Raw genomic sequence first — 22,035 nt, forward strand, 5'->3', positions numbered from 1 at the left:
GGGTGCCTCACGACACCCGCGACCGCGCTTCGCACGATCATGCCTGGAGGTCCAGGACACCCGTCACATCGTGATGTCCTCCAGCATCTCGGTGACCAGCGCCGCGATCGGCGAGCGCTCCGAGCGGGTCAGTGTGACGTGCGCGAACAGCGGGTGCCCCTTGAGCTTCTCCACCACCGCCACGACGCCGTCGTGCCGGCCCACCCGCAGGTTGTCGCGCTGGGCGATGTCATGGGTGAGGACGACCCGGGAGTTGGCGCCGATCCGGCTCAGCACGGTGAGCAGCACCCCGCGCTCCAGCGACTGCGCCTCGTCCACGATGACGAAGGCGTCGTGCAGGGAACGACCGCGGATGTGGGTGAGCGGGAGCACCTCCAGCATGCCCCGGTCCATCACCTCCTCGATCACCTCGGGCGTGGTGACCGCGCCCAGGGTGTCGTAGACGGCCTGGCCCCACGGGCCCATCTTCTCGTTCTCGGAACCCGGCAGGTAGCCCAGTTCCTGACCGCCCACGGCGTACAGCGGACGGAAGACGATGACCTTGCGGTGCTGGCGGCGCTCCAGTACCGCCTCCAGGCCCGCGCAGAGGGCCAGCGCGGACTTTCCGGTGCCCGCCCGGCCGCCCATCGAGACGATGCCGACCTCGGGGTCCATCAGCAGGTCGAGCGCGATCCGCTGCTCGGCGGAGCGGCCGTGCAGGCCGAACACCTCGCGGTCGCCGCGCACCAGCCGCACCGACTTGTCGGGCAGCACCCTGCCCAGCGCCGATCCCCTGCTCGACAGCAGTCGCAGGCCGGTGTGGGTGGGCAGGTCGCGAGCCTCCTCCAGGTCGGCGGTGCCGTGCTCGAAGAGCGTCTCGACGTCATCGGAGGTCACCTGGAGCTCCGCCATGCCTGTCCAGCCGGACTCGACCACGAGTTCGGCGCGGTACTCGTCCGCGGCGAGACCGATGGAGGCGGCCTTCACCCGCATCGGCAGGTCCTTGGAGACCAGCACCACGTCGTGTCCCTCGGCGGCGAGGGTACGGGCCACGGTCAGGATGCGGGTGTCGTTGTCGCCGAGCCGGAACCCGACGGGCAGGATGGATGGGTCACTGTGGTTGAGCTCTACCCGGATGGTGCCCTCGCCGATCGGCATGGGCTCGTCCAGCCGTCCGTGCGTCACCCTCAGGTCGTCGAGGTACCTCAGCGCCTTGCGCGCGAAGTATCCGAGCTCTGGATGATGGCGTTTGCCCTCCAACTCGGTGATGACGACGATCGGGATGACCACCTCATGCTCGGCGAAACGGCTCATCGCCGTTGGATCCGCCAGGAGCACCGAGGTGTCCAGGACGTACGTGCGCCGCTTGACTGCCGGCGACGTGGGTGAGGACGAAGGGTTTGCCACGCGTTCTCCCCCGGGCGCCAAGGACGGCGCCCTGCCATGAGCTGGGATGCGGACCGGCCTCGGACCCGCTCACGAGAATGCCGAGCAGGGACCGGTGACCGGCTCTCCTCAGCGAATCGTGACGCAAAGGCGGGCCCTCTCCGGCGTAGGTGAGTCGTGCTCTCCTACTTCTTACGGTACGTCCTGAATGCCCTACTTCCAACTGCTTAAGACTGACCGAAAGGGGCCGTTCATGTGCTGTTTCAGGAACCGTACCTACGGTGCCGCGCGGCGTATGAGCGGAGGGCCCGCAAGAAGTCGACCCTGCGGAAGTCAGGCCAGTAGGCCTCGCAGAAGTAGAACTCGGAGTGGGCGCTCTGCCAGAGCAGGAAGCCGGAGAGCCGCTGCTCTCCCGAAGTACGGATGACCAGATCCGGGTCGGGCTGGCCGCGCGTGTAGAGATGCTTCGCGATGTGCTCCACATCGAGGACCTCGACGAGGTCCTCGATACTCGCGCCCTTGCTCGCGTGCTCCTGGAGAAGGGAGCGCACCGCATCAGCGATCTCACGCCTTCCTCCATACCCAACGGCAACGTTCACAATCAAACCGGGACGATGTGATGTCGCTTCTTTTGCATCTTTGAGCACACGGGCCGTGTGATCCGGCAAAAGATCCAGCGCACCCACGGGCTTGATGTGCCAGCCGTCGGCCACGAGTTCCTGGACCACGTCCTCGATGATCTTCATCAGGGAGCCCAGCTCGTCCTTGGAACGGTTGATGTTCTCGCTGGAGAGCAGCCACACGGTGACGACCTCGACACCGGCCTCGCGGCACCAGCCGAGCAGCTCCGAGATCTTGTCCGCGCCCTTGCGATGTCCGCGGCTCACGTCGTCGATGCCCATCGAGCGTGCCCAGCGGCGGTTACCGTCAACGATCACGCCGACGTGCCGGGGAAACATCTCCCGCTGACGGGACAGCTTCGCTTCGAGCCGGCGCTCGTAGAGTCGATAGACGAGATCGCGCACGCCCATTGGAGCCCCTCCCTCAGCACCCGCCATGAATGGGCGCTGACAGGCAATTATCGCCGTCCCGCGGACCCCTCCGCCCCCTCTACAGGGATCTGGCCGACTTGCCCGGTTTGTGTGGTCCTAGGCACCCTTCAGCTTCCGTGATGATGTCCTCCACGAAAACCCCCAGCTCAGCCGAAGTGAGCACGGCGCGCATACCCACTCCGCCGCCGCCCCATGCCTCCAAGAACGCTCTCCTGGTGAGCCGCCATGCCCCGGCCGATCCTCGCCGTCCGGGAACCCAGATCGGAATGGTGCGCAGTTGGCAGCGGAGTTCACCCCCGCCGACGACGCCGTTCCTGGCCCGGTAACGAAAGGCGAACAGTTCCGCGTCGCCCGGGAAGCGGTCGTCGGGATCGGGCCACCGCGCCTCGTGGCCGGCGCGGGCCTCCGCGACCCCGCGCGCCAGCCGGGTGAGAATCCAGCCGCAGCGCTCACCCACCGTCCCGTACAACGCGCCGTCGCGATGGAGTTCGAGCGTTATCTCGTACGGCATACCGACACTGTCCCGGCACGCCACCGGCGTAACGGTCAGATAAGAACCATCAAGACAACGCACTCCCCCCACCTCAGAGAGGGTATCCCCGGCTCAGACCATCAAAACGTGATCAACGCCATCCATGTCCCCGCCAGCCGGACGGCTGGTGCCACTCGGTCCATCCGTACCCCAGGCGCCCGTCGGAGGCCTCGAACCGGCACAGGGCCCGCGGGAAGCGGGCGATCTCCCCGTCCGGCGACGTCATGGCGACCGGGGCGAAGGCGAGCGGGACGACGGTCATCGGCATCCCCGGCACCTCCAGCCGCGCCCCGGACGGGAATCCGTCCTCCCCGAACTCGCTCGCCGCGGTGAAGCCCTCGCGGTGCTCCAGTGCCCCTCCCAGCGGAGCCGTGAAGCAGGGCCAGGGCATCTCGAAACCGACGTTCGCCCGCATGCCGTGGAAGAACGTGCCGTCGTCGAGCCGGCCCGAGCTCCACAACCACGACAGACCCCACCAGTCACGCTCTCCCCAGCTGTGATCGCGCTCACCATGACCGGAGAAGGCGATCTCCTCGCTGCCGACCCGGATGGTCCCCTCGACCTCGCAGGGGACCTCATAGCGCGGGACGAAGCTGTAGGGGTAGGCCTCGCCGGCACTCCGCCACTCCAGGTCGAACGCCAGCGGGGTCGTGGCGGCGCCCTCCAGGTCCCGGTACGCCAGGGCGGGGTCGGAGAGGACGGCGGCCGCCCCTGCTTCGAGGCTCACCCGCAGGGACCGCATGGGGAGCGTCACGTCGTGGGTGGCCTGGAAGTTCTCGCCCCGCACCGCGAGGTCGGGACCGGGAAGCGGGACATGGTGATCGACCAGTAGCACCGTGGGCCTGCCGGCGCCGACCAGGCACGCCCAGTACCAGGCGCGGTTCCAGTTGGGATACAGGCCCAGCCGGACGTAACCGGCGAGCGTGCCGTCCTCGGTCGTGAAGTCGAGATAGACCGACTCGCTCCACAGCGGCTCGGCGCCGACCGGATGCGTCCCCTCGTCCTCGGGGCGCAGCGGCCAGGTCGCGTGATCGGCGAAATTCCCCATGGTCACTCCCGGCACAGGAACTCGATCATGTACTGGCTCAACCTAACCGACGGCGCCGCCGCCGCACAGGGCCCTTGGCAGCCGTCGCTCCGGCCTTCCGGCCCCCGGCGCCGGTCGACCGGCGGGCGCGCGAGGAGTGCACGGCCAGGCGTAGCGCGATCAGCCCGGCGACCAGAAGGAGCACGACGAGCACGGTGATGATGATCTTTGCGATGTGCATGCCGACCTCCGGGACGACTTCCCTTCCCGGGGTCCACTACCCAGTGGAGAGACAGGAAAGGCCGCAAGTTTCTAACGGCGCCTGGCGAAAGGCGACCATCGGCGGGGCCCGGAGCCGGGCTCAGGGGCGATGGACTCCTCCGGCAGCCGCCCCGTCGCGCGCAGCCGGCCGGCGAAGTCACGGGCGTCGGCGTGCGAGCCGCCCGGCGGCTTGGGGCGGCCTCGCGCGTACGCGTCGAACTCCGCAGCGAAGTCGTCACCGAGCAGTGCGGCCAGGTCTGGCCGGAGACGGGCCACCGTTCTGCGCCGTTTGGAGATCAGGCTGGACTCCTGGATCAGCAACCGCTCCCTGTCGAACCCCGGCGGCGCCTCCTCCCCCGCCACCAGGGCGGCCAGCAGCGCTGCCTGCGCTCCGGCCAGTGCCTCCCTGGCCGCGTCCTCAGACACCGGACATCGCGCCGCGGATCCGGCCCAGCTCCCGCTCCAGCGCGCCGTCGCTGGGGTAGTCGTCGTCCCATTCGAGCAGCACTCCCGGCGGATCCACCCTGGCGCACAGCTCCGAGAGGATGTCCAGCACCTCCTCGGGGACGTGGGCGGTGTGGGTGTCGTGCCACAGCCCTCCACGGGAGTGGCCCCCGGCGACATGGACGTAGGCGAGTTCGGCCAGCGGCAGGCCGTCCAGCGCGGCGGTGGCCGACAGACCCAGGTTGACCTGGTTCGTATAGAGGTTCGCCACGTCGACCAGGAGCCCGACGCCGGTCATCTCCACCAGTTCCCCGAGAAAGGCGGCCTCGGTCATCTCGTCCTCCGGCCAGCCGAACAGTGCCGCGACGTTCTCCAGGGCCAACGGGACGGGAAGCGCCTCCTGTGCCCGCCGCACGTTCTCCGCGACAACGGCCAGCGCGGCCCTGGTACGCGGCACCGGCAGCAGGTGACCGGCCTCCATGCCGCCCGCCCTGACGAAGGCCAGGTGCTCGCTGACCAGCGGCGCCTCCAGCGCACGCGCGCAGTCCGCCAGCCACGCCAGCCGCCGGGGGTCGGGATGCCCGGCACCGCCGATGCCCAGCCCGACGCCGTGCGGGATCACCGGCACTCCCCGGGCGCGGAGCACCCGCAGCGACTCGGGGAGCCGGGCCGGGTCGATGTTCTCGGCGACGACCTCGACGAAGTCGACCCCGGGCAGCCGTTCCACGGTCAGGTCGATCTCCGGCCGCCAGCCGATGCCCACACCCGGCCCGGCCGCCGCCGGGAGCACCCCGTTGGCGAGCGGGGGACGCTCACCCACCGCAACCGCCCCCGCCACACCCACCACCGCAACCGGACCCGCCACCGTCACTCGATCCACCACCGTCACTCGACCCGCCACCCGAGTCGCTCCAGCTCCCGGACCCGAAGTCACCGCCACCGCCACCGCAGGCGCCGACCGCGCAGCCGCTCCCGGAACCACTCACGCTCTGGCGCTGGAGCTCCTCCACCAGGCCCGGCTCGTCGAGCTCCCCCAGCCCGTACAGCGCGACGGGGATGCCGACGGCGAAGGCCAGGCCGGGCGCGACGGGGCGGGCGCCCCGGATGTAGGTCCGGCGGGCGGAGGCGAGCACGTCGTGGCCCGCGTGGCTCAGGACGTCGCGCAGCAACCGCTTGTGCCTCGCGTAGACGAAGAACCCTAAGAGCGCCGCGATCACTCCCACCAGCAGCGCCGCGACGCCGAGTCTCCCCCTGACACCCGAGACCAGGATGCCCACCGCGAGGACCAGCGCGACGATCGAGGTGACCAGGAGCCGGTTCAACAGTCCCCGCGCGTGGTCGAGCGCGCTCTCGGGCACCAGCAGGCCCAGCCCCAGCAGCCGGTAGCGCAGGCCGTCGACGGCCTGTCCACCGGCCACCGCGTGGCGGAGCTCGCCCACCGGGGCGGCGCCGCCACGCTGGGCGAGCTCCGCCGTGACGGCGTGCTCGATCGGGTCGGGAGAGGGCACGGCCCCGGCGACCAGGCTGACCTGACCGCCCCGCGAGACCCGGATCACACCGGCTTTGGCCAGCATGCCGAGCGCGGTGTTGACCACCCGGCGCGGGCCTCCGGAGAGGTAGGCGAGCTCGTAGGGGGTCGGTGGCCCGCCGTGGTGGCGGATCACCGCCGAGCGGACCCGGCGGTGCTCACGGCCAAGCGTGAACGCCGTGGAGACGATGGCCAAGGCCGCGGCGAAGGCGATGACGAACAGCGGGAACCCCATGTCCGCCTCCTCGGGGGAAAGGGATCGCAGGCGTGACGTCCCGGGTATTCGATTGGACGCGCAAAGCCTGTCAGAAGTTTCCCCCGTCTTCGACCCCTTTGCAGCTGTCAGCCCAGGCGGGCGACGAGTGCCTCGTACTCCTCCCAGAGCTCACGGGGCAGGTGGTCGCCGAAGGTCTGGAAGAAGGCGGGCATGAGCGCCGCCTCCTGCCGCCAGATCTCCTCGTCGACGCTGAGCAGCGTCCGCATGTCCTCCTCGGAGACCGCGAGACCGTCGGTGTCGAGCTCGGCGGGGAGCAGGCCGATGGGGGTGCGCACCGCCTCCGCCTGGCCGTTGAGGCGGTCGACGATCCACTTGAGCACGCGGGAGTTCTCCCCGAAACCGGGCCAGATGAACTTGCCCTCGTCGTTCTTGCGGAACCAGTTCACGTAGTAGACGCGCGGCAACTCGGCGTGCTCACGCTGACCGATCTTGAGCCAGTGGGCGAAGTAGTCGCCCATGTTGTAGCCGCAGAAGGGCAGCATCGCGAACGGGTCGCGGCGCAGTTCGCCGACCTTGCCCTCGGCGGCGGCGGTCTTCTCCGAGGCGATGTTGGCCCCGATGAAGACGCCGTGCTGCCAGCTCAGCGCCTCCGTCACCAGCGGGACCGCGCTGGCGCGGCGCCCGCCGAACAGGATCGCCGAGATCGGCACGCCCGCGGGATCCTGCCACTCACGGGCGATCGTCGGGCACTGCGCGGCCGGGACCGTGAAGCGGGCATTGGGATGCGCGGCCGGCTCGCCGGACTCCGGCGTCCAGTCGCGGCCCTTCCAGTCGGTCAGGTGCGCCGGGGGCTGGTCGGTGAGCCCCTCCCACCACACGTCGCCGTCGTCGGTGAGGGCGACGTTCGTGAAGATGCTGTTGCCCCAGAGCGTCTCGATCGCGTTGGCGTTGGTGGACTCGCCGGTGCCGGGAGCGACGCCGAAGAAGCCCGCCTCGGGGTTGATGGCCCGCAGCCTTCCGTCGGCGCCGAAGCGCATCCAGGCGATGTCGTCGCCGATCGTCTCGACCTTCCAGCCCGGGATGGTCGGCTGGAGCATGGCGAGGTTCGTCTTGCCGCACGCGCTCGGGAAGGCCGCCGCGACGTAGCGCGTCTCCCCTTGCGGCGGGGTGAGCTTGAGGATGAGCATGTGCTCGGCCAGCCAGCCCTCGTCCCGGGCCATCGTGCTGGCGATTCGCAGTGCGTAGCACTTCTTGCCGAGCAGGGCGTTGCCGCCGTACCCCGAACCGTAGGACCAGATCTCGCGGGTCTCGGGGAAGTGGCTGATGTACTTGGTGGCGTTGCACGGCCACGGCACGTCGTCCTGACCGGGTTCGAGCGGGGCGCCGACCGAGTGGACCGCCTTGACGTAGCCGCCGCGCTCCTCGATGAGCCGCAGCGCGTCCTCGCCCATCCGGGTCATGATGCGCATCGACACGACCACGTACGGCGAGTCGGTGATCTCCACACCGAGCTGGGAGATCTCACCACCCAGCGGCCCCATGCAGAACGGCACGACGTACATCGTCCGGCCGCGCATGCTGCCCTTGAAGATCTCGCCGAAGGTGCGGCGCATCTCGGCGGGGGCGATCCAGTTGTTGGTCGGCCCGGCGTCCTCCTCGCGCTCTGAGCAGATGTAGGTCCGGTCCTCGACCCGGGCGACGTCGCTGGGGTCGGAGGCGGCGTGGAAGCTGTTCTGCCGCTTGACCAGGCGTGTGAAGGTCCCTCGCTCGACCAGCAGGTTCGTCAGGCGCGTCCATTCGGCCTCGGAGCCGTCGCACCATTCGATCCGGTCCGGCTGTGTCAGCTCGGCGATCTCCCTGACCCATTCGGCCAGTTCCGCATGACTGGTCGGGCTGGTGGTGTTCACGTCTACGGTAAGGGACACTGCTCGGGCTCCTTTACGCTTCACGGGGCCAAAACATCATTAACGACGGAACCGCGCTTAATCCAATTGGCGTAGACCAGTGAATTCACGCGATCAGATGTCAAGGCGCTTCCGGCCCGGCGCCTCCAGCGGTGTATAGCCTGGCAGGAGCCGCAGGGCTGTGCAGCCCCCTACCCAGAAAAAACGGCCCTAAAAAAGCCTTTCCAGCACTGGTATAGGCCAATGAGAAAGGTCTAAACCAATCGGCCGACAGGTTCAGACCAATTTATCGGCCATTCCCGCTGCCCAGCCTCAGGAATTCACGTCGGGCCCGGCGGCCCGGACACGGTCGACATGCCGTAGCGCGTCCCTCAGATCCGCCAGCCAGGTGTCGGTGTGGTCGCCCACCAGACGTACGCACCAGGCGAGCGCGTCACTGCGACTGCGGGCCACCCCCGCGGCCACGAGGGTGTCGAGCACCCGGCGCTCCGACTGTCTGAGCCTGGTCATGACGGGCACCGACAGTGTGGTGAACATCACCGTCTCGCCGCCCACCGCGACCCCCCAGGAGACCTTCCTGCGGAATCGGTGCTCGGCCTCCAGCGCGATCTCCACGCGCCGCTCCCTGGTCTCCTCGCGGAAGCGCAGGATGCCGCCCTCCAGCGCGGCGGAACGCTCCACCTCCGAGACGTCGTCGCCGAGCACGGGAGCCCGGAGCCGGCCGACCACCGCGATCTCCTCGCGGTCCAGCACGATCTCGGGCTCGCCTTCGAACCACTCCCGGGGCAGCCTTCCCGAGAACCAGCCGCGCAGCTTCTCCATTGTTTTATCTTTTTCCATGTAATTTAGATTACAACGTTCGCGGCCGCTGTCCATGGAGATCGCCTCCCGTACCGGTCGCGATCCCCGCGACCTCGCCGTCGAGACCTTCGCCGCCGCGGTGCTCGGCGCCATGCTCCCCTCCATCGCCCGCTGGGCCGCGAACCCCTCGGAGAACCTGCCCGACCTCCTCGACACCGCCCTGGTCCAGCTCGCCGCCGGCCTCCCGCTCACCGGCACCCGGTAGGCGAGGTATCCGAGGGGCAGGGCCTAGCGGACGCGGGCCGCGACCGCCGGGCTGACACGCACGGCCCCGGCGAAGTTGCGGGTGGTGACGGGGACGAGCTTGACCACGTCGCCGGTCCTGGGAGCGTGCAGCATCTTGCCGTCCCCCCAGTAGATCGCCACGTGCGAGACGTAGCCGGGGTTGGTGGGGTCGTGCCGCCAGAACAGCAGGTCCCCCGGCTGGGCCTGGGCGAGCGGGATCTGCGGGCCCGAGACGAACTGCTGGTGCGTCACCCGGGGCACCGTGATCCCCGCCTGGGCGTACGCCCACTGGACCAGGCCCGAGCAGTCGAAGCTGTCCGGCCCTTCCGCACCCCACACGTACGGGCGGCCGAGCTTGCTGATCGCGGCGGTGAGCGCGGTCCTGACCTGGGGGGTGGTCATGAAGGAACCGGCCGGCCAGTTCGTGCTCCGGGGGGCCGTCAGCACCGGGTTGATCATGGCGACCTGCCCTCCCTTGGGCAGTATCCGCAGGAGCGCGCGGCGCAGCTTCGCGGAGTCGGCCTTCGGGGCGCTCACCACGAGCGCGTTGTTCTCCGGGATGCCCAGTGCGCGGGCGGTCGGCCGGGAGACCACCGCGTCGATCGCGCCCATGCCCATCGTGGCGTAGGCGCCGACCCTCAGGTTCTGCCCGGCGGTGGTGAACGTCTTGCCCAGCGGCATGCCCCCGTCGTTGCCCAGGACGAAGGAGACGGCGACCTCCCCCGCCGAGACGTTCCGCCATAGCCTGTCGGAGCGCGCCGTCGGCTTGGGGGTGTAGGCGCGGAACGTCGAGGGGTTCACCCCGAGCGTCTGAACCCGCTTGCCGTCCAGGATCACCTCCGCGGCGTCGGCGCGCTCCACCGCCCGCACCCCGGAGAGCTGGGCGACCTTGGCCACCACCGCCGAACTGAGCGGCTTGGGCGCCACCACGAAAAGATGCGGTTTCCGCATCGAGGTCAGCGGAGCCACCGGAGCGGGCGCCTGCGCGGACTGGACGGGCTTCGCCACCTGGGTCGGCACGGTGGCGACGGACCTGCGCATGGTGACCGTCTCCGGATCGGCCTTCGGTATCTGTGTGTAGATCATCAGACCGGTGGCCAGCACGCCGACGAGCAGAACGGCGAGGATCGGGACCGCCTGCCTCATCAGACGGGCGACGCGGCGGTCGTAGCGGAGACGGGGACGGTAGGCGAGGTCCTGGCGGGCCTCCCGAATCAGGTCGGAGACACGTGGCCGCCGATCGAACACGACATATCCCCTTCTCCCGCCGGGCCGGCCCTATGAGAGTGTCGTACACCGCCCAGCGATGCACGTGAACCCGCCAAAAATCGCCTTATCTGCGATACGGCCGAAAGACTACAAACCCCCCGCAAAATCCTCCAAGACATGGCAATCCGCCGGGACACCCGTCCCGGCGGATCAACGGAGTACGCGGAGGTCAGTTGCCGACGTACGGCACGGCCTCAAGGATCTCGACGGTGTTGGAACGGCCGTTCGGCATCGTGTAGGTCGCCTTCTCACCGATCTTCTTGCCGTTGATCGCCGAGCCGAGAGGCGACTTGGGCGAGTAGACGTCGATCGGGGCACCGCTCTCCTCGCGGGAGGCCAGCAGGAAGGCGACCTCCTCGTCGTCGCCCTCGAAACGGACGGTGACGGTCATGCCCGGGCCGACCACGCCTTCGGTGCGAGGTGCCTCACCGACCTTGGCGCTGTCCAGGATCTGACGGAGATGGAAGATGCGGGCCTCCATCTTGCCCTGCTCGTCCTTGGCGGCGTGGTAGCCGCCGTTCTCCTTCAGGTCGCCCTCTTCGCGGGCCGCCTCGATCTTCTTGGCGATGTCGATGCGCCCGGGCCCCGAGAGATGCTCGAACTCAGCCTTCAGGCGGTCGTACGCCTCCTGAGTGAGCCAGGTGACGCTCTCGTTGTGGGAGTCGGCCACGGGTTCTCCTTGCTTCCTCTAGGGGGCTTCGTACTTGGGGGTTGCGGACGGTCGAATCTCGACAGGCTAACAAGTTAAGCCTTCGTCCGCCTCCTCAAATGTCTCACTATACGAGATAGCAGTACTGGACGTGACCAGAAGTGGCCTGAGCACTGGTCTCTAGCCGTTCAGTAAGCCGAACATACCCCTCACCAGCTGGAATATTGACCTCCTTGCTGCCGACCTCGACGTGGCTGACGTCGGTGGCCCGCAGCCGGCAGAGCGCCGCGCGATCAGACGGTTTGACGACCTCGAACATGATCTGCACAGAATCGCCGCGGCTGGCATCGAATGCGATGAGCTGGTCGATGACTTCCGTGTTGCCCTTGGACGCCCACATCACGTAGCCCCAGCCCCCCGCGCACACAGCGCAGAGGACCGCGATCACGACGTGCACGACGAAGCGTCCCCTGCGCTCCGGACGGTCGGGAAAATCGTCCGGGGTGCCAAGGATCGGGCCGTTCTGACGGCCCTTCTCGGCTTCGCTGGTGGCCATGACGGAATCTCCCTGCACTACCTCGGTGTTATCCGAGACAATTGTCCCCTGCGGGGGCCTCGCCCTCGCGACCGCCCAAGAGAAACTAACCTCTTCACAGAGTGACGTAAGCCAAGGGCGCGCGGGGCACCGCGTCGAGCGGAGCGGAGGATACGGCCAGGTTAGGCCGTCCGCGAGGCGACCGACGACGATCCGAAGCGCGACCGACACAGAGGAGACACCGAGCCCGTGAGTGCACCACTCAGGCTGATGGCCGTCCACGCGCATCCCGACGACGAGTCGAGCAAAGGCGCCGCCACCATGGCGCGCTACGTGGCCGAGGGCGTGGACGTGCTGGTCTGTACGCTCACCGGGGGCGAGCGCGGGTCGATCCTGAACCCCAAGATGGAGCGTCCGGAGATCCTGGAGAACATCGGCGAGGTGCGGCGTCTGGAGATGGAGCGCGCCCGCGAGATCCTCGGCGTGCGGCAGCGCTTCATGGGGTTCATCGACTCCGGCCTGCCCGAGGACGAGAGCGAACCGCTACCCGAGGGCTGCTTCGCCCTGCAGCCCCTCCAGATCGCCTCGGCCTCGCTGGTGGCGGCCGTCCGCGAGTTCAGGCCGCACGTCATCCTCACCTACGACGACGACGGCGGCTATCCGCACCCCGACCACATCATGACCAACCGGGTCTCGGTGGAGGCGTTCGAGGCGGCGGGCGACCCCGACCGCTACCCGGGCACCGGCGAGCCCTGGCAGCCCCTGAAGCTCTACTACCACATGGGTTTCACCAAGGACCGGTTCGAGGCGCTGCACGAGGCGATGAACTCCCGCGGCATGGGCTCCCCCTACGCCGACTGGATCTCCCGCTGGGAGGACCGCCCGCAGAAGTGGCCGGTGACCACCCGGGTCCCCTGCGGCGACTACTTCGAGATCCGCGACGAGGCGCTGCTCGCACACGCCACCCAGGTCGATCCGGACGGCTTCTGGTTCGTCTGCCCGCGTGACCTGCAGCGGGAGATCTGGCCGACCGAGGACTACCACCTGGCCCGCGCGCTCGTGGACGTCGAACTTCCCGAGGACGACCTGTTCACCGGAATCCACGCGGACACGGTCTCGCACGCCTGCCACTGACGCGACCGTGGGGTGGCGGTGGCAGACTTGACGTGTGATTACACCTAACGTCCTCGATGAGTCCGTCGTCAACCCGGGCCTCGTGGGCTTCCTCATCGTGGCGGCGATGGGGTTCGCCCTCTACCTGCTCGTCAAGTCGATGAACAGGCGGATCTCCAAGATCGAGGTCCCCTCCGAGGCCGAGCTGAGGAAGCAGCGGAACACCGCCGGCACCACGACACCGACCGCCCCCTAGCCCGATCCCGCGTACGTCCCCGGCCTACCGGGGCGATCGAGGGACGACCGGGGGGTGATCGGGAGCGATCACCCGCATCGCCGGATCCGTGGACCCGGCCGATGACGGCATGACACGCGCGAAAAACCCGCCCGGCAGGGCCGACACCCCGAGGACGAGCATGGCCGACGACATCGAGGTCTCCGACAACCCCGAGGCCGCCCGCTTCGAGATCCTGCTGGACGGCGGGGTCGCCGGGTTCGCCGCGTACCGGCTCCGATCCGGCAAGATCATTTTCACGCACACCGAGATCCTCCCCGAGTTCGAGGGCAGGGGCCTGGGTGGGCGGCTGGCCGCCGCGGCCCTGGACGCGAGCCGCGCCTCCGACCGGATGGTCGTGCCGCTCTGCCCGTTCATCGCCCGCTACATCCGACGCCATCCCGAATACCGGGATCTGGTGCCGGAGAGCTACCTCGACCTCCTGGACGAGGACGCCTGACCTCGGCGACCGCACAGCGGGCCTCCGGTTCTCCGGACCTGGCCGACCGGCCCCTCCGCGCGTCCCGGCTGTCAGCCCGTGGACCGGACCGCGGCCCTCGCCCTCAGTCCCCGAGGGTGTCCGTCGAGGACCAGGCCCGCTCCAGCGCCCTGGGCAGGCCCCAGCGGCCCAGCGGGGTGAGCACCTCGGTCCTGTCGACGATTCCGAGGCACGCCCAGAGCGGGGTGACCGAGCTGAAGAGCGTCTCGGCCGCTTCCAGGTCCTCCGGCTCGTCCATGTCGACGTCGATGTCCTCCGACTCGGCGATGAGCCGGGCGATCCGCTCGGGCGAGGCCAGCACCCCGGGACCGCGCCTGGCCAGGGCCGCGACCACGGCCAGCCAGTCGGCGTGGTGGATCGCGCACAGGGCGGCCAGCACCGAGTCCTCGTGGCTGAGCTCCCCGTCCAGGTCGCTGAAGATCTCCAGCCGGTCCTCCTCCTCCGGCAGGTCGGAGATCGGCCCCGCGATACCCGCCGTGACGGTCAGCCAGAGCTCCTCGTCGTCGGCCGGCAACGGTTCCCCCTCGTACCCGGCGCAGGCCCGCAGCACGTTGCCCGGATAGCCGGGGCCGGCCAGCACCTCGCGCAGCCGGGTGGCCGCGGCCCGCAGCTCCCTGACAGGCCGCTCGGGCTCGGGCAGCTCGGCCAGGATGCGCCGCAGCTCGCCCAGGGCGAACGCCTCCTCCTCGTCCCAGGCGGCGAACAGCTCCTCGTCCTGCTCGTCGGAGACCGCGGTTCCCGGGACCCGCCCGTCGGGCAGCGGGCCGGTGAGCCAGCGCTCCTGGAAGTCCGCGTAGACCTCCCTGGCCTGCTCGTCACCCCGCGCGAGCGCGTCCGGGTCGATCTCCCCCGCGGCGACCCGCTCCTCCAGGTAGGTGACCAGCCGGTTGAACATCTCCTCGCCGACCGGCCCCCGTTCGTCCTCCTCGGGCCAGACGAAGAAGCTGCGGGTGAGCAGGAGCGGCTCGGTGCCCGTGGACTCCATCCAGCGCTGCACGTCCCCCACGGTCGCCCCGCCGGACTCGATCGCGCTGAGGGTCGCCTTCGCGGAGTCCCAGAACGGCACCGACAGCGGGTTGCCCGCCGCCAGCAGCGCCCGCCTCAGATCGGGCAGCGCCACCAGCGCCACCCCGGACGGCACGGCGAGCAGCGCGCGGGCAACATCACGCCGGGTCAGCTCGGAAGCCGCCCTTCCGGCGTGCACACAGACGAAGTCGAGATCCACGCCCAGTGAGCCTACGCCCGAAGCGCGGTGAACACACCTTCCCGCCCGGTGTCACCTCCAGCCCCTCGGCCGGCACGGCCTTCATCGGGCGGCCGGCGGGGAGAACCCGGCGGCGAACCCCGAACGCCCGGCGAGGCGATCGTCATCTACGGCGCGGGCCCGGTCGGGCTCACGGCCACGCTCTCGACGACCGCCACCCCGACCGTCTAGCCCTCGTCGAGCAGCCCGGCGGGATCCCCATCGACGGCTCCAAGGGGTCGAACGTCAAGGGCCACGATCGCGAGCCGCTCAGCCTCATCCTCGGTCTAGTGTGAGAAGAACCGGGACGCGCGACCTCCGCGCACCTCGCGAGGAGAAGTACGCACCGCGTACACCGGAAGGGTCTTCATGAACCGCTTGACGGACGCGACGAGTCCCTACCTGCTGCAGCACGCGGACAATCCCGTCGACTGGTTCGCCTGGGGGGACGAGGCCTTCGCGGAGGCACGGCGACGGAACGTGCCCCTGCTGATCAGCGTCGGTTACTCGGCGTGTCACTGGTGTCACGTGATGGCTCACGAGTCGTTCGAGGACCCCGGCACGGCCGCGCTGATGAACGAGCACTTCGTCAACGTGAAGGTCGATCGCGAGGAGCGTCCGGACGTCGACGCGGTCTACATGACGGCCACCCAGGCCATGACGGGCCAGGGCGGGTGGCCGATGACCGTCTTCGCCACCCCGGAGGGCCATCCCTTCTACACCGGCACCTACTTTCCCAGGCAGCAGTTCCAGCGGCTGCTGGCCGGGGTGTCGAACGCCTGGAACGGCGACCGGGAGGCGGTGCTCGAACAGAGCTCGAAGATCGTGGAGGCGCTGAACGAGCAGTCGGCGCTGCCGTCGGGACCACTGCCCACACCGAGCACGCTCACCCGGGCCGTGCGGAGTCTGGCCGAGTCCTTCGACTCGGCCCGCGGCGGCTTCGGCGGAGCGCCCAAATTCCCACCGTCGATGGCCCTGGAGTTCCTGCTGCGCTACGGCGCGGCCCCCGCCGGCGAGGACGCGCGGGCGACCGCGAACGCGGCGACGTCCATGGCCGACCGGACGCTGGAGGCCATGGCCAGGGGCGGCATCTACGACCAGCTGGGCGGCGGGTTCGCCCGCTACAGCGTGGACGCGGACTGGGTGGTGCCGCACTTCGAGAAGATGCTCTACGACAACGCCCTGCTCCTGCGGGTCTACACGCACTGGTGGCGTTCCACCGGCTCCGCCCTGGGCAGGCGGGTGGCGCTGGAGACCGCCGACTGGCTGCTGGCCGAGATGCGCACCCCCGAGGGGGGCTTCGCCTCCGCCCTGGACGCCGACAGCGAGGGCGTGGAGGGCAAGTTCTACGCCTGGACCCCCCACGAGCTCCGCGAGGTCCTCGGTGAGGAGGACGGCGCCTGGGCGATCGACCTGTTCGAGGTGACGGGGACGTTCGAGCACGGCGCCTCGGTGCTCCAGCTCCTCTCCGATCCCACCGATCCCGAGCGGTTCGCCCGGGTGCGCTCCGCGCTGCTGGCCGCGCGGGCCCGCCGGGTGCGGCCCGGGCGCGACGACAAGGTGGTGGCCGCCTGGAACGGCCTGGCCATCGCCGCTCTCGCCGAGACCGGCGCCCTGTTCGGCCGGCCGGACCTCGTCCAGGCGGCACGCGAGGCGGCCACCCTGCTCGACGACCTCCACCTGGACGGCGACCGGCTGCTGCGCACCTCCCGCGACGGTCGCGCCGGCACCAACGCGGGGGTCCTTGAGGACTACGCCGACCTCGCGGAGGGCCTGCTGACCCTTTCCGGGGTGACCGGGGAGGTCCGCTGGTTCCGGCGGGCCGAGTCGCTGCTGGAGACCGTCCTGGAGCGGTTCTCCGATGGCTCCGGCGGGTTCTACGACACCGCCGACGACGCCGAGCGGCTCTTCCAGCGCCCGCAGGACCCGACGGACAACGCCACCCCCTCCGGCCGGTTCGCCGCCGCGGGGGCGCTGCTGTCGTACGCGGCGCTGACCGGTTCGTCCCGGCACAGGACGGCGGCCGAGGCGGCCCTGGGCACGGTCACCACCCTGGCCGACAGGCACGCCAGGTTCGCCGGGTGGGGCCTGGCGGTGGCACAGGCGGCGGTGGCCGGCCCGATCGAGGTCGCGGTCGTGGGGCCGGGCGACGATCCGGCGACGGCGGCCCTGCACCGGGTCGCTCTGATGTCACCCCTGCCCGGCCTGGTCCTGGCGCTCGGAGAGCCCGATTCCGGCGAGATCCCGCTCCTGGCCGGCCGGGGCCTGGTGGGAGGCGCGCCCGCGGCCTACGTGTGCCGTGATTTCACCTGCCGGATGCCCGTCACCACCCCCATGGCCCTGCGAGCCGAGCTGGCGGGCGGGGCGTAGGGTCACTCCCTCCCCGCGGGGGCGACGACACCGCGGCCCAGGTCGTTGAGCCCGAGCTCGTCCTCACCTCCGCCGTCCTGGCCCTCCGGGCCGTTACGGGGGGCACTCTGCCCGTCGTCGCCCGGAGCCGAGGTCTGGCCGGGGCCGGGGGTCTCCTGTCCGGGACTCGCGCTCTGGCCGGGGCCGAAAGTGCCGGGCCCGTCGGGGGTGGGGGTGACGGTGCCCTGGTCACCGCCCTGGTCGTCGTACCGGCCGTCGGAGCCGTAGCCGTCGTACGGGTTGGAGTAACCGTAGCTGGACGGCTCCTTGAACTCCTTGACCGGCTTGCCCTCCATCGCCTCGGTCATGAAGGCGCGCCAGATCTGGGCGGGATAGGACCCGCCGTACTGGGCGCTGCCGTTCACGGTCACCGGCTTGTTGTCGTCGCGGAACATGTTCACCGCCGTCGCCAGCTGCGGGGTGAACCCGGCGAACCACACGGCCGCCGACTCGTCCGTGGTGCCGGTCTTGCCCGCCACGGGGCGGTCGTACAGGCGGGCGCCCGACCCGGTGCCCGCCTCGACGACCTGGGTCAGCGCGTAGGTGGCGTCGATGGCGGCCTGCTCGCTGAAGGCGCGCTTCCCCTTGACCGAGCTCTTCACCACCTTTCCGTCGGCGTCGGTGACCGAGCGGATCACATGGGCCTCGCGGTGGACGCCCTCCGCGGCGAAGGTGGCGAAGCCCGAGGCGTTCTGCACCGCGCTCACCGAGGCCACGCCGAGCGGAAGGGTGGCCGCGGCCCGATGCGGGTCGAGCTGCCCGCTGGGGATTCCGGCGGCCTCGGCGACCTTGACCACCTTGTTCAGGCCGACCTTCTGGGCGAGGTCGACGAAGGCGGTGTTCACCGAGCTCTGGGTCGCCTTGACGAGGTTGACCTCGCCGTAGGAGTAGCCGCCCGAGTTGGGGATGTCGGCGGAGGCGATCCGCAGCGGCGAGTTGCCGTCGACCCTGGTGTCCAGGCCGAAGCCGTTGTTCAGGGCCGCGGCCAGCGTGTATGCCTTGAAGGTCGATCCGGCCTGCACCTTGGCCGAGAACGAGTTGTCGAACTTGTTGGCGGCGTAGTCGCGGCCTCCGTAGAAGGCGAGGACCTCACCGGTCGCGGGATCGACGGCGGCCAGCCCGGCACGGACCTTCTTGGGGGTGTTCTCCGGCAGGACCGAGGTGACGGCGCGCTCGGCGGCGGCCATCAGGTTCTTGTCGAAGGTCGACACGATCTTCAGCCCGCCCTGGTTGATGACCTCGTCGGTGTAGCCCCTGCTTTTGAGCTCGGCCGCCACCTGGTCGAGCATGTAGCCCTCCTGCCCCTTGGGCGCGAAGATCGCCTTGGGCTTTCTGAGGGTGGGGAAGGTCACCTCGGCGGCCTCGGTGGAGGTGACGGCCCCGATGGCCACCATCCCGTCGATCACCGACCTCCAGCGGTCCCTGGCCGCGTAGAGGTCCGCGCCCTGCGGGTCGGCGAACCTGGAGGGCTGCTGGATCACCGCGGCGAGGTAGGCGCCCTCGGCGAGGGTCAGCTTGCCCACGTCCTTGCGGAAGTAGGCGTCGGCCGCCGCCTGGACCCCGTCGGCGCCCCGGCCGAAGTAGATCGTGTTGAGGTACTGCTCCAGCACCCAGTCCTTCGACTTCGACTGGTCCACCTTCAGGGAGATCATGATCTCCTTGAGTTTGCGGATTATGGAACGTTCCTGACTGAGGCCGCTGTAGTAGTTGCGGACCATCTGCTGGGTGATCGTGGAGCCGCCCTGGAGCTGCTGCCCGGTGACCGTGGACCACATTGCCCGGAAGGTGCCCTTGAGGGAGATGCCCTGGTCGTCGTAGAACGAGCGGTTCTCCGCGGCGATGACCGCGTTCCGCAGGCTCTGCGGAACCTTGTCGAGGGTCACGCTCTTGCGGTTGACACCCTGCTTGGCCAGCACGGTCTTGCCGTCCCGATAGAAGATCACCGAGCCCTGCGCGGTGGCTCTGGGCTGGGTGCTGTCCGGGATGGGGGTCATCGCCCACACCACCCCGAGCAGGCCGATCACCGAGATGACACCGACGCCGAAGACGATGAGTGTGATCCTCAGGAGCTTCCTCCTGGGACTGCCCGTCCCGCCCTTTAGCACGCGTGACCCCCGATCGGATCCGTCGCAGACCCCCGACGGCTGCACGGACCGTTAAGGGTAAACGATGGATAACGGTGTCTGGCCCCCGCTTGGCATGGTACGGCTAGCTCCTCCCCTTGCGCGGGACATCGGCCACCAAAGGCAGAACACGGTATGGCACAGGGGTGTCCAAGGCGATCACCGACGAGGTCCTGACCACGCCTCGGACGTCAACGATCAGGTCAATTACCCGCTGCAGATCGGCATTGCTGCGCGCCACCACGCGGCAGTGCATGTCGTCACCACCGGTGATCGTGTGCACCTCCAGCACCTCGGGGATGGCCGCGAGTTGCACGGCGACCGGGTCGTGCCCGCTGACCTGGCGGATCTGCAGGGTCACGAACGCGGTCACGTCGTAACCGAGCGCCGCGGGGGCGATGTCCGGGCCGAACCCGGTGACCACCCCCCGGGCGACCAGCCGGTCGAGGCGCGCCTGCACGGTCCCCCTGGCCACTCCGAGCCGCCGCGAGCACTCCAGCACCCCGAGTCTGGGCTCCGCCGCGAGCAGGGCGATGAGGCGGGCGTCGAGCTGATCGATCGTCATGATGTACAGATGCTCCGCGATGATAGACACCTGATTGCGCATATTGTGCACTATTTCAAGTGAGTGTTGCACAAACAGACCAGCAAATCAGAAAGTACTCGCATGAGCGACATCTTTCCGGTGAACGGTATGGACTCCGTGGTCTTCGCGGTGGGCAACGCCAAGCAGGCCGCCCACTATTACTCCAGCGCGTTCGGCATGCGGCTCGTGGCCTATCGGGGCCCGGAGAACGGCAGCCGGGACGAGGTGGCGTACGTCCTCACCTCGGGCGCCGCCAGGTTCGAGTTCCGCGGGGCGGTACGCCCCGGCACCGAGGTCGCCCGCCATGTGGCCGAGCACGGTGACGGTGTGATCGACCTCGCCATCGAGGTCCCCGACGTGGACACGGCCTACGCCCACGCGCTCGCCCAGGGCGCGCGGGGACTGTCGGAGCCGCAGGTGCTGGAGGACGAGCACGGCAAGGTGGTGGTCGCGGCGATCGCCACCTACGGCGAGACCCGGCACACCCTCGTCGACAGGTCCAACTACAGCGGCGTCTACCTGCCCGGCTACCTTCCGGCCGAACCTCTGGTCGCGGCCCCCGACGTGAAGAACGGCCGCCTGTTCCAGGCCGTCGACCACTGCGTCGGCAACGTGGAACTCGGCAAGATGGACGAGTGGGTGGAGTTCTACAAGCGGGTCATGGGCTTCACCAACATGGCGGAGTTCATCGGCGACGACATCGCCACCGAATACTCGGCGTTGATGTCCAAGGTGGTCGCGGACGGCACCCGCAAGGTGAAGTTCCCGCTCAACGAGCCGGCGATCTCCAAGAAGAAGTCGCAGATCGACGAGTACCTGGAGTTCTACGGCGGCCCCGGCGTGCAGCACATCGCGCTGGCCACCAACGACATCCTCGGCACCGTCGACCGCATGCGCGAGGCCGGGGTCGACTTCCTGGACACTCCCGCCTCCTACTACGACGACCCGGAGCTGCGGAAGCGCATCGGCGAGGTCCGCGCGCCGATCGAGGAGCTGAAGAGGCGCGGCATCCTGGTCGACCGGGACGAGGACGGCTACCTGCTGCAGATCTTCACCAAGCCGGTGCAGGACCGTCCGACCGTGTTCTTCGAACTGATCGAGCGGCACGGCTCGCTCGGCTTCGGCAAGGGCAACTTCAAGGCGCTCTTCGAGGCGATCGAGCGTGAGCAGGACCTCAGGGGAAACCTTTGACCACGGCTCAGAGGTAACCCACAACCGCCGTTGGCTTTGTGATGGCACTCTTCTGGCAATCACTCATAAATGGGATCAATACCGCCGCCGCCGGATGACCGGGGATCGGACCCGTGGTCCGATCCCGCTCCACCGGGGCCGGGCCACCCGGGTCCCGGCCCCGGTCCCCACTACGGCCCCGGCCCGGAACCCGGCCCCGGCTACGGTCCCGGCCCCGGCTACGGCGAGGGGCCCTTCGGCGGGTCCCCCCGGGACGGGGGCATGCGGCTGGGTGGGCGATGGCGCCGCCTGTTCGCGGGCATCCTCGACCTCGTCATCATCAGCCTCGTCTCCGCACCGTTCAGCTACCGGACCGTCAGCACCGTCACGGGCACCGAGGGCTTCGTCGCGATAACACCCCGCGCGGAGACCCTCCTGGTGGCGGTGATCGGCTTTCTGTACTACTGGCTGCTGACCTCCTTCTGGAACGGGCAGACGCTCGGCAAGCGTCTCTTCCACCTGCGCGTGGTCGACCTCGGCGGGCGGAGGGCCGGCGTCGGGCAGACCGCGATTCGCGAGCTGGTCCGGTGGGTGATGTACATCACCTGCTGCCTGGGGTGGATAGACCTGGCTTTCATCCTTTTTCAGTCACGCAAGCAGGCCGTGCATGACATCGCGGCCAGAACGCTTGTCGTAGACGCCTGATCGACGCAGGTCAGTCGCGTAGTGTGCCATGCACGAGCTCGGCT

Annotated in this window: 23 protein-coding genes; 7 read left to right on the forward strand and 16 right to left on the reverse strand. The window is 69.3% G+C overall.

The genetic code is table 11. The features are described from left to right. Positions 1-63: 63 nt before the first annotated feature. The 10 genes from phoH2 to IG98_RS0113415 form a co-directional block, all read right to left on the reverse strand. Entirely contained in the window at positions 64-1,386 is a 1,323-nt protein-coding gene (phoH2, locus tag IG98_RS0113370; RefSeq protein WP_084195331.1) for an RNA 5'-3' helicase PhoH2, read from the reverse strand. Between the two features lie 242 nt (positions 1,387-1,628). Next, complete coding sequence (locus tag IG98_RS0113375) at positions 1,629-2,396, reverse strand: isoprenyl transferase (protein WP_030910884.1); 768 nt, start codon at positions 2,394-2,396, stop codon at positions 1,629-1,631. 79 nt (positions 2,397-2,475) lie between these two features. Continuing rightward, positions 2,476-2,928 (reverse strand): hypothetical protein, encoded by a 453-nt coding sequence (locus tag IG98_RS0113380; RefSeq protein WP_084195338.1) that lies wholly within the window; start codon positions 2,926-2,928, stop codon positions 2,476-2,478. Positions 2,929-3,040: 112 nt separating this feature from the next. Continuing rightward, a complete protein-coding gene (locus IG98_RS0113385) occupies positions 3,041-3,997 on the reverse strand; it encodes a DUF7064 domain-containing protein (RefSeq protein WP_030910892.1) in 957 nt (318 codons plus the stop codon). A 37-nt stretch (positions 3,998-4,034) separates the two neighbouring features. After that, positions 4,035-4,217 carry a hypothetical protein gene (locus tag IG98_RS0113390; protein ID WP_030910895.1) on the reverse strand — a complete coding sequence of 61 codons (183 nt, stop codon included), beginning with the start codon at positions 4,215-4,217 and terminating at the stop codon, positions 4,035-4,037. 71 nt (positions 4,218-4,288) lie between these two features. Continuing rightward, positions 4,289-4,663, reverse strand: a complete 375-nt coding sequence (locus tag IG98_RS52480) for an SCO6045 C-terminal-like domain-containing protein (protein ID WP_030910899.1) — start codon at positions 4,661-4,663, stop codon at positions 4,289-4,291. After that, the gene (locus IG98_RS0113400; protein WP_051752058.1) at positions 4,656-5,501 is read right to left on the reverse strand and encodes an MbnB/TglH/ChrH family RiPP precursor modification enzyme; all 846 of its coding nucleotides are present in this window, start codon (positions 5,499-5,501) and stop codon (positions 4,656-4,658) included. Before IG98_RS0113400 ends, IG98_RS52480 begins: the two co-directional genes overlap by 8 nt. Continuing rightward, positions 5,494-6,444 carry a TIGR04222 domain-containing membrane protein gene (locus IG98_RS52485; RefSeq protein WP_030910903.1) on the reverse strand — a complete coding sequence of 317 codons (951 nt, stop codon included), beginning with the start codon at positions 6,442-6,444 and terminating at the stop codon, positions 5,494-5,496. Before IG98_RS52485 ends, IG98_RS0113400 begins: the two co-directional genes overlap by 8 nt. Before the next feature lie 107 nt (positions 6,445-6,551). Next, positions 6,552-8,351 (reverse strand): phosphoenolpyruvate carboxykinase (GTP), encoded by a 1,800-nt coding sequence (locus tag IG98_RS0113410; RefSeq protein ID WP_030910905.1) that lies wholly within the window; start codon positions 8,349-8,351, stop codon positions 6,552-6,554. 291 nt (positions 8,352-8,642) lie between these two features. Further along, positions 8,643-9,170, reverse strand: a complete 528-nt coding sequence (locus tag IG98_RS0113415; RefSeq protein ID WP_030910908.1) for a hypothetical protein — start codon at positions 9,168-9,170, stop codon at positions 8,643-8,645. A 34-nt stretch (positions 9,171-9,204) separates the two neighbouring features. Here IG98_RS0113415 and IG98_RS0113420 point away from each other — a divergent pair, with 34 nt between their 5' ends. Then, positions 9,205-9,396: an acyl-CoA-like ligand-binding transcription factor gene (locus tag IG98_RS0113420; RefSeq protein WP_030910910.1), complete on the forward strand. Its 192-nt coding sequence runs from the start codon at positions 9,205-9,207 to the stop codon at positions 9,394-9,396. Between the two features lie 23 nt (positions 9,397-9,419). Here IG98_RS0113420 and IG98_RS0113425 read toward each other — a convergent pair whose 3' ends face one another. From IG98_RS0113425 to IG98_RS0113435, 3 genes are all read right to left on the reverse strand, one after another. Beyond that, positions 9,420-10,664: a C40 family peptidase gene (locus tag IG98_RS0113425; protein ID WP_051752043.1), complete on the reverse strand. Its 1,245-nt coding sequence runs from the start codon at positions 10,662-10,664 to the stop codon at positions 9,420-9,422. A 190-nt stretch (positions 10,665-10,854) separates the two neighbouring features. Continuing rightward, positions 10,855-11,355, reverse strand: a complete 501-nt coding sequence (gene greA / locus IG98_RS0113430; protein ID WP_030910916.1) for a transcription elongation factor GreA — start codon at positions 11,353-11,355, stop codon at positions 10,855-10,857. Between the two features lie 106 nt (positions 11,356-11,461). Next, positions 11,462-11,890 (reverse strand): DUF4307 domain-containing protein, encoded by a 429-nt coding sequence (locus IG98_RS0113435; protein WP_030910919.1) that lies wholly within the window; start codon positions 11,888-11,890, stop codon positions 11,462-11,464. 228 nt (positions 11,891-12,118) lie between these two features. Between IG98_RS0113435 and mca the strand changes: the two genes are divergently transcribed. From mca to IG98_RS0113450, 3 genes are all read left to right on the forward strand, one after another. Next, positions 12,119-13,003: a mycothiol conjugate amidase Mca gene (gene mca / locus IG98_RS0113440; RefSeq protein WP_030910921.1), complete on the forward strand. Its 885-nt coding sequence runs from the start codon at positions 12,119-12,121 to the stop codon at positions 13,001-13,003. A gap of 34 nt (positions 13,004-13,037) precedes the next feature. Continuing rightward, a complete protein-coding gene (locus IG98_RS50435; protein WP_030910924.1) occupies positions 13,038-13,238 on the forward strand; it encodes a hypothetical protein in 201 nt (66 codons plus the stop codon). 109 nt (positions 13,239-13,347) lie between these two features. Next, positions 13,348-13,716 carry a GNAT family N-acetyltransferase gene (locus tag IG98_RS0113450; RefSeq protein ID WP_342666820.1) on the forward strand — a complete coding sequence of 123 codons (369 nt, stop codon included), beginning with the start codon at positions 13,348-13,350 and terminating at the stop codon, positions 13,714-13,716. 103 nt (positions 13,717-13,819) lie between these two features. On the opposite strand, the gene IG98_RS0113455 is transcribed toward IG98_RS0113450, so the two are convergent. Beyond that, positions 13,820-14,980, reverse strand: coding sequence for a hypothetical protein (locus IG98_RS0113455; RefSeq protein WP_030910930.1), 1,161 nt, complete (start codon positions 14,978-14,980; stop codon positions 13,820-13,822). A gap of 387 nt (positions 14,981-15,367) precedes the next feature. Between IG98_RS0113455 and IG98_RS0113460 the strand changes: the two genes are divergently transcribed. After that, complete coding sequence (locus IG98_RS0113460; protein WP_030910933.1) at positions 15,368-17,368, forward strand: thioredoxin domain-containing protein; 2,001 nt, start codon at positions 15,368-15,370, stop codon at positions 17,366-17,368. Between the two features lie 2 nt (positions 17,369-17,370). Here the strand turns inward: IG98_RS0113460 and IG98_RS44800 are convergent, their stop codons facing one another. Both IG98_RS44800 and IG98_RS0113470 read right to left on the reverse strand, forming a co-directional pair. Further along, positions 17,371-19,512: a transglycosylase domain-containing protein gene (locus IG98_RS44800; RefSeq protein ID WP_051752044.1), complete on the reverse strand. Its 2,142-nt coding sequence runs from the start codon at positions 19,510-19,512 to the stop codon at positions 17,371-17,373. Positions 19,513-19,615: 103 nt separating this feature from the next. Next, complete coding sequence (locus IG98_RS0113470) at positions 19,616-20,095, reverse strand: Lrp/AsnC family transcriptional regulator (protein WP_030910940.1); 480 nt, start codon at positions 20,093-20,095, stop codon at positions 19,616-19,618. Between the two features lie 102 nt (positions 20,096-20,197). On the opposite strand from IG98_RS0113470, the gene hppD reads away from it, so the two are divergent. Together hppD and IG98_RS0113480 are read left to right on the forward strand one after the other, a co-directional pair. Then, a complete protein-coding gene (gene hppD, locus IG98_RS0113475; RefSeq protein WP_030910942.1) occupies positions 20,198-21,307 on the forward strand; it encodes a 4-hydroxyphenylpyruvate dioxygenase in 1,110 nt (369 codons plus the stop codon). A 69-nt stretch (positions 21,308-21,376) separates the two neighbouring features. Then, positions 21,377-21,991, forward strand: coding sequence for an RDD family protein (locus IG98_RS0113480; protein ID WP_084195332.1), 615 nt, complete (start codon positions 21,377-21,379; stop codon positions 21,989-21,991). Positions 21,992-22,035: the final 44 nt, after the last annotated feature.

The organism is Streptosporangium amethystogenes (genome assembly GCF_000721075.1).
Classification (GTDB): domain Bacteria; phylum Actinomycetota; class Actinomycetes; order Streptosporangiales; family Streptosporangiaceae; genus Streptosporangium; species Streptosporangium amethystogenes.

Bases quoted from the DNA above. Each gene is read 5' to 3' on its own strand.
- IG98_RS0113375 (WP_030910884.1), bottom strand. From the start codon at position 2,396: ATGGGCGTGCGCGATCTCGTCTATCGACTCTACGAGCGCCGGCTCGAA.
- IG98_RS0113380 (WP_084195338.1), bottom strand. From the start codon at position 2,928: ATGCCGTACGAGATAACGCTCGAACTCCATCGCGACGGCGCGTTGTAC.
- IG98_RS0113385 (WP_030910892.1), bottom strand. From the start codon at position 3,997: ATGGGGAATTTCGCCGATCACGCGACCTGGCCGCTGCGCCCCGAGGAC.
- IG98_RS0113390 (WP_030910895.1), bottom strand. From the start codon at position 4,217: ATGCACATCGCAAAGATCATCATCACCGTGCTCGTCGTGCTCCTTCTG.
- IG98_RS52485 (WP_030910903.1), bottom strand. From the start codon at position 6,444: ATGGGGTTCCCGCTGTTCGTCATCGCCTTCGCCGCGGCCTTGGCCATC.
- IG98_RS0113415 (WP_030910908.1), bottom strand. From the start codon at position 9,170: ATGGAAAAAGATAAAACAATGGAGAAGCTGCGCGGCTGGTTCTCGGGA.
- IG98_RS0113420 (WP_030910910.1), top strand. From the start codon at position 9,205: ATGGAGATCGCCTCCCGTACCGGTCGCGATCCCCGCGACCTCGCCGTC.
- IG98_RS0113435 (WP_030910919.1), bottom strand. From the start codon at position 11,890: ATGGCCACCAGCGAAGCCGAGAAGGGCCGTCAGAACGGCCCGATCCTT.
- IG98_RS0113450 (WP_342666820.1), top strand. From the start codon at position 13,348: ATGACACGCGCGAAAAACCCGCCCGGCAGGGCCGACACCCCGAGGACG.
- IG98_RS0113460 (WP_030910933.1), top strand. From the start codon at position 15,368: ATGAACCGCTTGACGGACGCGACGAGTCCCTACCTGCTGCAGCACGCG.
- IG98_RS0113470 (WP_030910940.1), bottom strand. From the start codon at position 20,095: ATGACGATCGATCAGCTCGACGCCCGCCTCATCGCCCTGCTCGCGGCG.
- hppD (WP_030910942.1), top strand. From the start codon at position 20,198: ATGAGCGACATCTTTCCGGTGAACGGTATGGACTCCGTGGTCTTCGCG.
- IG98_RS0113480 (WP_084195332.1), top strand. From the start codon at position 21,377: ATGGGATCAATACCGCCGCCGCCGGATGACCGGGGATCGGACCCGTGG.